General features: G+C 76.9%; 10 protein-coding genes. 6 read left to right on the forward strand and 4 right to left on the reverse strand.

What is annotated here, in order from left to right; all coding sequences use genetic code 11:
- The 3 genes from PYV61_RS12780 to fbp all read left to right on the forward strand — a co-directional run.
- A partial coding sequence (locus tag PYV61_RS12780) for an MBL fold metallo-hydrolase (RefSeq protein ID WP_275832074.1) occupies positions 1-947 on the forward strand: 947 nt, incomplete at its 5' end.
- 7 nt (positions 948-954) lie between these two features.
- The gene (locus tag PYV61_RS12785) at positions 955-1368 is read left to right on the forward strand and encodes a DUF4157 domain-containing protein (RefSeq protein WP_275832075.1); all 414 of its coding nucleotides are present in this window, start codon (positions 955-957) and stop codon (positions 1366-1368) included.
- 29 nt (positions 1369-1397) lie between these two features.
- A complete protein-coding gene (fbp, locus tag PYV61_RS12790; RefSeq protein WP_275832077.1) occupies positions 1398-2426 on the forward strand; it encodes a class 1 fructose-bisphosphatase in 1029 nt (342 codons plus the stop codon).
- A 13-nt stretch (positions 2427-2439) separates the two neighbouring features.
- On the opposite strand, the gene PYV61_RS12795 is transcribed toward fbp, so the two are convergent.
- On the reverse strand, positions 2440-3153 hold the full coding sequence (locus PYV61_RS12795; protein ID WP_275832079.1) for a carboxypeptidase-like regulatory domain-containing protein: 714 nt from the start codon (positions 3151-3153) through the stop codon (positions 2440-2442).
- A 119-nt stretch (positions 3154-3272) separates the two neighbouring features.
- Here PYV61_RS12795 and PYV61_RS12800 point away from each other — a divergent pair, with 119 nt between their 5' ends.
- Genes PYV61_RS12800 through PYV61_RS12810 form a run of 3 tightly spaced genes read left to right on the forward strand, consistent with a single transcriptional unit; the run spans position 3273 to position 7660 of the window.
- Complete coding sequence (locus tag PYV61_RS12800) at positions 3273-4892, forward strand: methylmalonyl-CoA mutase family protein (protein WP_275832081.1); 1620 nt, start codon at positions 3273-3275, stop codon at positions 4890-4892.
- A gap of 7 nt (positions 4893-4899) precedes the next feature.
- Positions 4900-6651, forward strand: a complete 1752-nt coding sequence (locus tag PYV61_RS12805) for an Ig-like domain-containing protein (protein WP_275832083.1) — start codon at positions 4900-4902, stop codon at positions 6649-6651.
- Position 6652: 1 nt separating this feature from the next.
- The gene (locus PYV61_RS12810) at positions 6653-7660 is read left to right on the forward strand and encodes a hypothetical protein (RefSeq protein ID WP_275832085.1); all 1008 of its coding nucleotides are present in this window, start codon (positions 6653-6655) and stop codon (positions 7658-7660) included.
- Positions 7661-7769: 109 nt separating this feature from the next.
- Here the strand turns inward: PYV61_RS12810 and PYV61_RS12815 are convergent, their stop codons facing one another.
- The 3 genes from PYV61_RS12815 to PYV61_RS12825 all read right to left on the reverse strand — a co-directional run.
- Positions 7770-8375, reverse strand: a complete 606-nt coding sequence (locus PYV61_RS12815) for a YigZ family protein (RefSeq protein ID WP_275832087.1) — start codon at positions 8373-8375, stop codon at positions 7770-7772.
- Positions 8376-8382: 7 nt separating this feature from the next.
- A complete protein-coding gene (locus PYV61_RS12820; protein ID WP_275832089.1) occupies positions 8383-8670 on the reverse strand; it encodes a hypothetical protein in 288 nt (95 codons plus the stop codon).
- Positions 8671-8727: 57 nt separating this feature from the next.
- Positions 8728-11262: DUF5916 domain-containing protein (locus PYV61_RS12825; RefSeq protein ID WP_275832091.1), on the reverse strand; the 2535-nt coding region annotated here is incomplete at its 5' end.

Genomic DNA, 11262 nt, shown 5'->3' on the forward strand with positions numbered 1-11262 from the left:
CCGCCGCGAGCCGTCGGCACGCTGCCGCGCTGCGCACGGCCGGCGCGCTGGCGCTGGGCGCCGTCTGGGCGCCGGTGGCGGCGCCGGCGTGGGGGCGGCGGCACCCGGGCTTGGCCGAGCTGCACGACCTCGACGTCGGACAGGGCGACGCGGTGGCGTTGCGCACGCCCGCGGGGCGCTGGCTGCTGGTCGACGCGGGGCGCGTGTGGCGCGAGGCCGACGCCGGCGAGCGGACGGTGGTGCTCTGGGTGCGGCGGCGGGGCGGGGCGGTCGCCGCGCTCGTGCTCACGCACCCGCACGCGGACCACGTCGGGGGGGCGGCCACCGTGCTGCGGCGGCTGCGGCCCGGGCAGCTGTGGGATCCCGGCTTCGTGCTCGGGAGTTCGACCTACCGCGAGGTGCTCGAGGCGGCACGCTCCGTGGGGGTGCCGTGGCGGCGGGTGGCGCCGGGCGACTCGACGGTGCTCGACGGCGTGGTGGTGCGCGTGCTCGCCCCCGACTCCGCGTGGACGGCGGGGCTCGACGACCCGAACCTGGCGAGCGTGGTGCTCGGGGTGCGGGTGGGGCGGGTGCGGTTCCTGCTCGTCGGCGATGCCGAGCGGCCGGAGGAGGAGTGGCTGCTGGCGCGGGCGGCGCGGGACCCCGGGGTCGCCGAGTGGCTGCGGGCGGACGTGCTGAAGGTGGGGCACCACGGGAGCGCGACCAGCAGCGGCGCCGCGTTCGTGGCGGCGGTGCGGCCGCGGCTCGCGGTGGTGAGCGTGGGGGCGGGGAACACGTACGGGCACCCGAGCGCCGCGGTGCTGCGCCGGCTGGGCGACGCCGGGGCGCGCGTCGTGCGCACCGACGAGTCGGGCGCGGTGGTGGTGCGCACCGACGGCGTCATGGTCACCGTGGAGGCGGGAGGCGAGCGATGGACGCTGCCGGACGCGACGCCGGTCGCGCCCTGATCGCAGAGTGCTGAGGGGCGCGTCGCGGCGGGTGTGGCGCGCGCTGGTCGGCGTGCCGGCGGAGCTGCCGCCGGCGCTCGTGGCGCGCTACCCGGAGCTGGCGCGCGCGCGCTGGCGTCGCGGCGGGCTGCCGCCGCGCGTGGGCGGGTGGTGCCTGGGGCGGCGCACCGTCGCCGGGATCACGCTGGGGCGCACGGTCTTCCTCGCGCCCGCCGCGCCGCCGGGGGCGGCGTTACTCTTGCACGAGCTGGCGCACGTCGAGCAGTTTGCCGGGGGGCGCACCTTCCCCCTCCGGTACGTGTGGGAGTCGCTCCGACGGGGCTATTCCCGGAACCGGTACGAGCTCGAGGCCGACGCCTTCGCGGCGCGGGTCCTCGCCGAGCGGCCGCCTTCCGGCGGCGCGCCGCTCGCGGCGCGCTAGGCGCGCATCCATCCCGCCGAATCCCACCCGTGGTCAAGCACACGCCGACCTCCGTCGTCACCATCGAGCGGTTCATCATCGAGCAGGAGCGCCAGTTCCCCGAGGCCACGGGCGAGCTCTCCGGCATCCTGTACGACGTCGCGCTGGCGGCGAAGATGATCGCCAACAAGGTGCGCTCCGCGGGGCTGGCGGACATCCTCGGCGCCGAGGGCACCGAGAACGTGCAGGGGGAGGCGCAGCAGAAGCTGGACGTGATCGCCAACGACATCATCGTCAAGGCGATGGACCACGGCGGCCGGCTGTGCGCGATGGCGTCGGAGGAGGAGCCCGACATCATCCAGATCCCCGACGGGTTCAAGTGCGGCAAGTACGTCCTCACCTTCGACCCGCTCGACGGGTCGTCGAACATCGACGTCAACGTGCCGGTCGGGACGATCTTCTCGGTGATGCGGAAGATCACGCGCGGCACGCGCGGCGAGATGGAGGACATGCTGCAGCCCGGGCGCCGGCAGGTGGCGGCGGGATACATCATCTACGGGTCGAGCACCATGCTCGTCTACACGACGGGGCAGGGGGCGCACGGCTTCACCCTCGACCCGTCGATCGGCGAGTTCCTGCTCTCGCACCCGAACATCCGGATCCCGGACACCGGCAAGTACCTGTCGGTCAACGACTCGTACGAGCAGGTGTGGGACGAGAACGTGAAGTCGCTGATGCGGCGGTACCGGGGGCTGGAGGGGGACCGCAAGCCGCTCAACGTGCGCTACGTCGGCTCGCTCGTGGCCGACTTCCACCGCAACCTCCTCGGCGGCGGCGTGTTCGCGTACCCGGCCAACGCCAAGAGCCCGCGCGGCAAGCTGCGGCTGCTGTACGAGGCCAGCCCGCTGGCGTTCGTGGTCGAGCAGGCCGGGGGCGCGGCGTCCGACGGGCGGCAGCGGATCCTCGACATCGAGCCGACCGAGCTGCACCAGCGCACGCCGCTGTTCATCGGCAGCAAGGACGAGGTCGAGCTGGCCACGCAGATGCTGGCCGCGGGGGCGCTGGTCGGCGCGGGCTGACCCGCGCCCGGCGTCAGCGCGTCCAGAGGAGCAGGACGCACTCGGCGCGGTAGACGCCGCGTGGGGTCATCCGGGTGACGTTGTACTCCATGGGGATCTGCGCGACGCTCCGGTAGATCTCCATCGCCTCGATCTCCTGGAGCGACAGCTCGTCGGGCCTGGTGCCCGGCGCCAGCGCGGCGCCGTCGAGGAAGATCGCGAAGTCGGAGGCCCGCGCGCACCGCGCACTTCCCAGCCGCAGCATGTCGCTGATGCGGAACGCGCTCCGGCGTTCGATGTCCTCGCGCGTGACGAAGGCCTGGGACGAGATGGCGCGCGTGCGCATGCGCTCCGCGAAGCCCCGGAGCTTGGTCGCGTAGCGGCGCTCGCGGGCGGTGACGACCACCTCGGACAGCTGCACGGCCAGGGGGGCGAGCCGCACCAGCACGTCGACGGTGTCGCCCGTCGCCTCGACGTCGAGGGTCCGGGGGGCGTAGCCGATCTTCCGGATCCGCAGCAGGTGCCGGCGACCGGGGGCGAGCCCCGTCAGCACGAACGCGCCGGAGGCGGACGTCGTGGCCGACGCTTCGGTGCCGAGGAGGGCGACGCTTGCCGCGGCGAGGGGCTGGCCCAGCGTGTCCACCACCTGCCCGTTGACCACCGCCTCCCGGGCCGGCTGGGCGCGCGCCGCGCCGGCGGGCAGCGCCTGCGACACGACGCATGCGAGCACGAGACCGAGCCTGCGCATGCCCCCCTCCGGGTACGTGGTGGCGCCGCGGTCGTCCGGGAGGGTGCGGCTCGGCGTCCCCATCCGTCAAGTCCGCCGGGGCGCTACACGCGGATGCGGCGGTCCCGTAAGTTCGAGCGATGACCCCGTCCGTCGCCAAGCCCGCCACCGACGAGCGCTTCTCGCCGTCGGACATCCCCGTGCCGGTCGTCGTCCGCCCCGAGGACGGCGCCGTGGACTACGCGCGCGACCTGGGCGACCCGGGGCGCTTCCCGTTCACGCGCGGCGTGCAGCCGACGATGTACCGCGGCCGGCACTGGACCATGCGCCAGTACGCCGGCTTCGGCACCGCGTCGCAGACGAACGCGCGCTTCAAGCTGCTGCTGGCGGCCGGGCAGACGGGGATCTCGACCGCGTTCGACCTGCCGACGCAGATGGGGATCGACTCCGACTCGCCGCGCGCGCTGGGCGAGGTGGGGCGCGTGGGCGTGGCGATCGACACGGTCGAGGACATGCACGCGCTGCTGGCGGACCTGCCGCTCGACCGCGTGTCGACGTCGATGACCATCAACGCCACCGCGGCGATCCTGCTGGCGATGTACGTGGTGGTCGCCGAGGAGCGCGGGATCCCGCGGGCGAAGCTCTCGGGGACGGTGCAGAACGACGTGCTGAAGGAGTACATCGCGCGCGGGACGTACATCTATCCGCCCGAGCCGTCGCTGGCGCTGATCGCGGAGATGTTCCGCTTCTGCGCCGAGGAGGTCCCGCAGTGGAACCCGATCTCGATCTCGGGCTACCACATCCGCGAGGCCGGCGCGACGGCGGTGCAGGAGCTGGCGTTCACCTTCGCCAACGCGATGGAGTACGTGCGGCGCGCCGTCGCCGCCGGGCTCCCGGTGGACGCGTTCGCGCCGCGGCTGTCCTTCTTCTTCGCCGCGCACAACGACCTGTTCGAGGAGGTCGCGAAGTTCCGCGCGGCGCGCCGGCTGTACGCGCGGCTGATGCGCGAGCGCTTCGGCGCCGACGACTCCAGCGCGCGCCTGCGCTTCCACACGCAGACGGGGGGCGTGACGCTCCAGGCGCAGCAGCCGCTGAACAACGTCGTGCGCGTGACGATCCAGGCGCTGTCGGCGGTGCTGGGCGGCACGCAGTCGCTGCACACCAACGGCTACGACGAGGCGCTGGCGCTGCCGACCGCCGAGGCGGCGACGCTCGCGCTGCGCACGCAGCAGGTCGTGGCGTACGAGAGCGGCGCCACGCAGACCGTCGACCCGCTCGCCGGCAGCTACTACGTCGAGGCGCTGACGACCGAGCTCGAGACGCGGGCCCGCGCGCTGCTGGAGGAGGTGGACGCGATCGGCGGCGCGCCCGAGGCGATCGCCCGCGGCTTCTTTCAGGAGGAGATCGCGCGCAGCGCGTACGAGTACCAGCTGCGCGTGGAGCGCGGCGACGCGGTGGTGGTCGGCGTGAACCGGTTCGCGGACGGCGAGGACCCGCCGGTGATCCCCGCCCCGGACTTCAGCGCGCTGGAGCGCGACCAGGTGACGCGGCTCGCCGAGGTGCGGCGGACGCGCGACGGCGCGGCGGTCGAGCGCACCGTGGCGGCGCTGCGCGACGCGGCGCGTCCGTACGCCGACGCCGGGGCGGCGCGCGCGCCGCTGGGGGGGCTGATGGAGGCCGCGGTGCGCGCCCGCGCGCTGGTCGGGGAGATCTCGGACGCGCTCGCCGAGGTGTGGGGCCGCTACCGGCCGGTGGCCTGAGCGGGCGATGAGGCGTCTCGTCGCCGCCCTGCTGCTCGCGGCGGCCGGCGCCTGCAGCGACCCGGCGCCGCCCCCGCCGCCGGGCCCGGCCTCGGTCGTCGAGGCGGTGTCCGCGCAGGACCTCCGCGTCACCTACGACACGCTGCTGACCCGCACCGCCGTCGTGCGCGTGCGCGACGCCGGCGGCCGCCCGGTGCCCGGGGTGCCGGTGCGCTGGGCCGCGCAGCAGAGCAGCGTCGACCCGGCGGAGTCGCTGACCGACGCGATCGGCGAGGCGCGCACCACCTGGCGCCTGCGCGGCATCACCGCGCGCGAGATCCCGGCGCGGCTCGAGGCGGCCGTCCTCACGACCCACGGCACGCGGGCGGTCGGCTTCACGGCGCACGTGGATCCGGGGGCGCCGGTCGTCGCGACCGTCGTGCGCTTCGACACGCTGCCCCGCCGCACCGGGCTGGTGGTCGAGGTCGGGCAGCGGGTGCGCTTCACCACCTTCGGGCGCGACGCGTTCGGCAACGGCGTGAGCGACACGCCGGCCGCCTGGTCGGTGCACGACACGACGCGGGCCCGCATCGAGGCGGCCACCGGCGTGCTCACCGGCGTCGCGCAGGGGGTGGTGCGGGTGGTGGCGGCGATCCCCGGGGTGCGCCCGGTCGCGGACGCGCGCGCGCTGGTCGTCGACCCGCTGCGGTCGCGCGAGGTCGCGGCGGGCGCCAACTGGTCGGCCCCGCGGGCGGCGGCGGGGGCGGCGCGCTGCTGGGGCGCGCGCTTCACCGGCCCCTTCGCGCCGGCCGACGACGTGGTCCCGCCGACCGCGGTGCTCCCCGGCACGCGCCTCGCGCGCCTCACCGGCGCCGGCACCGCCGCCTGCGCGATGGAGGAGGGGGCGGCGACCGTGTGGTGCTGGCGCGGCCGCGAGACCGGGGTCGGCGCGCCGACGCCGCCGGTGCCGCAGCGCGCACTCGTCGGCGCCGGGGACGCGGCGGCGGTGACGGCGCTGGCGGTCGGCGACCGGTCGATCTGCGCCGCCGACGCCGCGGGCGCGGTGCGCTGCGCGCCCTACGCGGTGCGCCCGACGGCCGGGGGCGGGGAGCTCGACGTGGGCGCGGCGGCGCCGGTGGCGACGCTGGGGCCGGTGACCGCGCTGGCCGCCTCAGACTCGCTGACCTGCGGCGCGGTCGGCGACGGGGTGTGGTGCTGGACCACGTCGGCCGCCGTCACGCGCACCGCGTTGGCGCGCTGCGCGGTCGGCCTCGCGGCGAGCCGGCTCGACGTGTCGCCGTCGCGCGTCTGGGCCGGCGACGCGGCGGGGGCGGTGCGCTGCGCGCCGCGCGTCCCCGCGGGCTTCGCGGTCTGGGTCGCGGCCCCGCTGACCGCGCCGCTCCGCACGCTGGCGGTGGGCGCGTACGTGCTGTGCGGCGTCACGCCCGACGCCCGGCTGCGCTGCTCGGGGACGAACGCGGCGGGGCTGATGCAGCGCCGCGACTTCGAGCCGGTGCCGGTCGAGATCGACGCGCCGTCGCCCGACGGGAGCGGGTGGTCGGCGGTCGCGGTGAGCGACGAGCTGATGCCGCCCGACCAGCCGGGGCTCGCGCCGCACGCGCCGCACGCCTGCGCGGTCACCGGCGCCGGCCGCACCTACTGCTGGGGCGCCAACGTCCGCGCGCAGCTCGGCGTCCCGAACGAGTTCCCGTGCGGCAGCCGCCCCTCGGTCCCCTGCTCGCCGACGCCGCTCCCGGTGCCGTCCGCGTCGCGCGACTGACGTGTACCGGCGCTGCCTGTTCTGCCACGGCGACCTGGGCGCCAACGAGGCGCTGGAGGCGTTCCCCGTCGGCCGGCGGGTCGCGTACGACGCGGCGAAGGGGCGGCTGTGGGTGGTGTGCCCGGCCTGCGAGCGGTGGAACCTGACGCCGCTCGACGCGCGCTGGGAGGCGATGGAGGAGGCGGAGCGGCTGTACCGCGACACGCGGCTGCGCGTGGCCACCGACAACGTCGGCCTCGCCCGCCTGCGCGACGGCACGGAGCTGGTGCGCGTCGGGCGCCCGCTGCGGCCGGAGATGGCGGCGTGGCGCTACGGCGACCAGTTCGGGCGGCGGCGGCGCCGCGGGCTGGCGGCCGTGGGCGTCGGCGCGGCGGCCGCGGTGGCGGCGGCGCCGGAGGCGGTGCCGGCGCTGCTGACGGGGCTCTGGTCGGGCGGGATCTTCGTCGCCGGCTACGTCGCCGGCGGGGTGCAGCTCCCCTACCAGGCGGCCAAGGAGTGGCTGCTCTCCGAGCGCGTGCTGGCCCGCGTCCCGCTCGGCGCCGCGGGCGACGGGGCGGGGACGGTGGGCGTGCGCGTGCGGCACGCGCGGGAGAGCGCGCTCGTGCCGGCGGGCCCCGACGGCGTGGCGCTGCGCCTCGCGCACGACGGCGGCGAGTCGCTGCTGGAGGGGGCGGCGGCGACGCGCGCGCTCGGCGTCCTGCTGGCGCGCGCCAACGCCTGGGGGGCGGCGGCGCCGCAGGTGCGCGAGGCCGTGCGCGCGATCGACGAGCGCGGCGACGCGCTCTCGTGGCTGCACACCGCCGCGCGGCGCTCCAGCCGTCCGGGCGGGCGCGTGATGGCCGAGTGGCGGCGCGTCGGCGCCTTCGCGCTCACCCCCGTCGAGCGGCTGGCGGTCGAGATGGCGCTGCACGAGGACGCCGAGCGCCGCGTGCTGGAGGGGGAGCTGGCGCTGCTGGAGGACGCGTGGCGGGACGCGGAGGAGGTGGCGGCGATCGCGGATGGGCTGTGAGGCGGAGCGTCGAGCGGTGAGCGTCGAGCGTCGAGCGCGCTCCTCGCGGCGGCAGGAGGCGTCCCCGCCACGGGGCGCTGCCGACGCTCGACGCTCGACGCTTCCCCTCTCACTCCACCAATGCCGCCCCGCGCGTCGCGTCGAGCACCGCCGCCACGAACGGCGCGCGGCGTGAGTCGGGGAGCTCGAGCGCGTAGGTGACGTCGGCGGCGTAGGTCTCGCCGAGCACGCGCCCCTCGTGCGCGGCGACCAGCTGCTGCACGACCGTCACGTCCGCGTAGCCGATGGTGACCGCGCAGGCGACCCACGCCACGCGCTCGCCGCGCGGCAGCGTCTCCAGCGCGCGCTGCACGCAGCCGCCGTAGGCGCGCACGAGCCCCCCGGTGCCGAGCTTCGTGCCGCCGTAGTAGCGCGTGACGACCGCCGCGACGTCGCCGACGCCCGAGTGCAGGAGCGCGGTGAGCATGGGGCGCCCCGCGGTGCCGTGCGGCTCGCCGTCGTCGCTCATGCCGACGCGCCCCGTGCTCCCCGGCGGGCCGACCACGAACGCCCAGCAGTTGTGCGTGGCGTCGGGGAACTCGGCGCGCATGCGGGCGACGAAGGCGTGCGCGGCGTCGGTCGTGTCGGCCGGCGCCAGGGTCGTGACGAAGCGGCTGCGCGAGATCTCCTCGCGCGTGCGGTGCTCGTCGGCCGGGACCGGGTAGCGGTCCGCCACCGCGCCGCTACTCGGCGTCGGCGGCCGCGTCGCGCGCCGCCTGCAGGACGCCGCGGGCCTCGTCGTAGGCGTCGCGCGGCACGAGCACGTCCACCCCGCGCGCCGACGGGCCCTGGAAGCCGGGGCCGAACAGCCCGGTGAGGTCGTTGCCGTAGGCGCGCGCCGGGATGCCGGCGGCGCCGAGGACGGCGACGGTGACGTCGGCCTCGAAGCCGCTGGCCAGCGTCGCCACCGTCACCCAGGGCGTGGTGGAGCCGGGCATCCCGAACGTCCCGTCGTCGCGTCGCCATCGCATGCCGAAAGATGGGCGGGCGGCGGGCGGCGGGGCTAGCTCGGCCCCCTCACGGGCGTCTCACAGGCGCGTCCACCAGCTGACCTTGGCCAGCAGCGTGTTGCGCGGCGGCGCCCCGAGCAGGCGCGACGCCTCGCGCGACGCGTCGAACGCCCCGTCGGCGCCGTTCGCCGCGCGCGCCTGCGTCCACACGAGGAAGAGCGCCGAGCCGGGACGGAACTCCCAGCGCATCACGGCGTTCGCGCGCAGCTCGCGCACGCCGAAGTCGGGCGCGTCGAGCGCGTAGCCGGGGCGCGCCTCGTCGCCCGCGACGCCGAGCGTGCCGTCGCCCGCGGCCGACACGTGCGCGACGGCGACGTCGGCGAAGCGCGCCGCGAAGGCGGCGGCGCGCGGGCCGGCCACCGCGCGCAGCGTGCCGTACGCGCCGACGCTGGCGAACGGCTGCGCCCAGAGCTGCACCGTGAGGGCGCGCGAGAAGGTGAAGCTGGCGCGCGTGTCGACGGCGGCGGTGGTCTGCCGCAGCGCGCCCACGAGGTAACGCGCGTCGCCCGCGGAGTCCGTGGGCGCGCCGACGTACTGCGCCGGCTCGGCGGCGCGCGTCAGGCGCGGGCCGACCGCGACCTCGAGGCGCGTGGACGGGCGGAGGGCCAGCGTCGGCGACACCATCCAGCCGCGGGCGCCGGCGTCGTCGGCGCGCACCCACCCCATGAGCTGCCCGCCGACGCGGCGGCGCGGACTGGCGGCCACGCGCGCGCTGGCGCTCCGCCACGCGGGCTGCCGCAGCGCGGGACCGCCGCGCAGCGTCGCGACGCCGAGCATCGACGGGCCGGCGGCGACGTCGCCGAACGCGGCCCAGCCGTTCTGCAGCTCGGCGCGCCCGAACAGCACCGCCTCGCCGGCGCGCCGCAGCCCGTCGGTGGTCCAGGCGCGGCGCAGGTTCGCGTAGGTCGCCCAGCTGCGCAGCGGGCCGTGCGGCACCATCCCCTCGTAGCCGAGCCACCCGCCGGCGCCGGCCTGGTCGCTCACGCGGTGGAAGCCCAGGTCGTTGGCCTCGAAGCCGCGCGTCACCAGCTGCCCCATGACGCCCCACCGCCACGGCCCGCCGCCGAGTCGCCACAGGCGCGCGTCGACGGCCAGCCCGGCGAGCGCGGTGCGCGCCGGGTCGTACGCGCCGTCGGGGGCGTCGGGGCGTTGCAGCAGGTGCACGAGCCCGCGCTGCGTGCGCCCGATCGCCGCGGTGTCGCCGCGCACGACGGAGCCTGCGACGGCGAGCTGCAGCTGCTGCGTGTTGCCCGCGAAGCGGTGGCGCAGGTCGGCGCCGGCCACCCACGCGTCGCGGTGCAGCGTCGCGGCGCCGAGCGAGTCGAGGTCGCGCGTGGCGCCCGTGAGCGTCGCGCCGAGCGCCGTGGCGCCGCCCCGCAGGTCGCGCGCGAGGCGCGCGACGAGGTAGTTGGTGCGCGGCTCCAGCGTCGCGGCGCGTGCGCCGGCGGCGCCGGGGACCGCCACGCGCTCCTCCGCGCCCACGGCGTCGAGCAGCCCCACCGACCACCCGCCGGCGGTCTTGCCCGACAGCTTGGCGGCGCCGAGCAGGCGCGTGGCCGCGGGGCGCAGCGCGTCGTCGGCGCCGTCGGGGAGCGGGAGCTGCGGGCGGCGCCCGAGCCGGCGCGAGTAGAAGAGCGCGTTCTGCCCGCCGAACGCGCCGTTGGGGCTGAACAGCGGCACCTGGAAGATGTCGGCGCCCTCGACGAAGAACGGCCGCTGCTCGGCGAAGAACACCTCGAGCCCCGACAGGTCGAGCTGGCTCGGGTCGGCCTCGACCTGCCCGAAGTCTGGGAGCAGGGTGGCGGTGACGGTGAGGTTGGACGTGAGGCCGAGCTTCACGTCGGCGCCGAGCGACGCGTCGCCGCGCAGCGCGTCGCCGGCGGCCGCGGGGGGCGGGGCGCCGCGCGTGAGCAGGTACGGCGTCACCTCCAGCCGCCGCGGCGCGCGGAGCCCGCGCAGCCCGCCCAGTCGTCCGAACAGCGACACGTAGCCGGTCGCGTCGGGCGGGATCGGCGCCCACTCGTGGCGCTCGTTGCGGTGCGCGACGTCGCGCGCGAGCTGCAGCCCGAACACGGGCCCGTCGCCGCCCGCGGGCGCGGCGAAGCGCAGCTCGCTCCACGGGATGCGGAACTCCGCCGTCCACCCGGCCGGGTCGGTGGCGGTGGCGGCCTCCCACACCGCGTTCCAGCTGCGGTCCTCGTTGAACTCCGCGTCGTTGGCGAGCATCGCGTCCTGCTGCACCCCCGACGGGTTCACCGAGAAGCGGAAGGCGGTGCGCCGGTCGCCGTACGAGTCGACGAACACGTGCGCCCAGTCGCTCGGCAGGTCGTAGTCCCGGCGCCCGAGCGCCGCGCGCACGCCGTTGGGCGTCGGCTCGGGCATGCGCAGCGCGACGTAGAGCGCGGTCTCGTCCCACGCGACGCGCGCCTCGGTGCCCCGCGGCTCGCGCGCGCCGTGCTGCAGGCGGCGCTGCACGAACCCCGTGGCCGGCGCCGCGTCGCGAAGTCGGAGGCCAAGCGGTCTTAGGAAGACAAATCGTGGTCTCAACTCCTT

The organism is Roseisolibacter sp. H3M3-2, assembly GCF_029211165.1.
Classification (GTDB): Bacteria; Gemmatimonadota; Gemmatimonadetes; order Gemmatimonadales; family Gemmatimonadaceae; genus Roseisolibacter.

What these genes read in the sequence shown, in the direction of transcription:
- PYV61_RS12795 (WP_275832079.1), bottom strand. Translation starts at nt 3,153, where the DNA reads ATGCGCAGGCTCGGTCTCGTGCTCGCATGCGTCGTGTCGCAGGCGCTG.
- PYV61_RS12800 (WP_275832081.1), top strand. Translation starts at nt 3,273, where the DNA reads ATGACCCCGTCCGTCGCCAAGCCCGCCACCGACGAGCGCTTCTCGCCG.
- PYV61_RS12805 (WP_275832083.1), top strand. Translation starts at nt 4,900, where the DNA reads ATGAGGCGTCTCGTCGCCGCCCTGCTGCTCGCGGCGGCCGGCGCCTGC.
- PYV61_RS12820 (WP_275832089.1), bottom strand. Translation starts at nt 8,670, where the DNA reads ATGCGATGGCGACGCGACGACGGGACGTTCGGGATGCCCGGCTCCACC.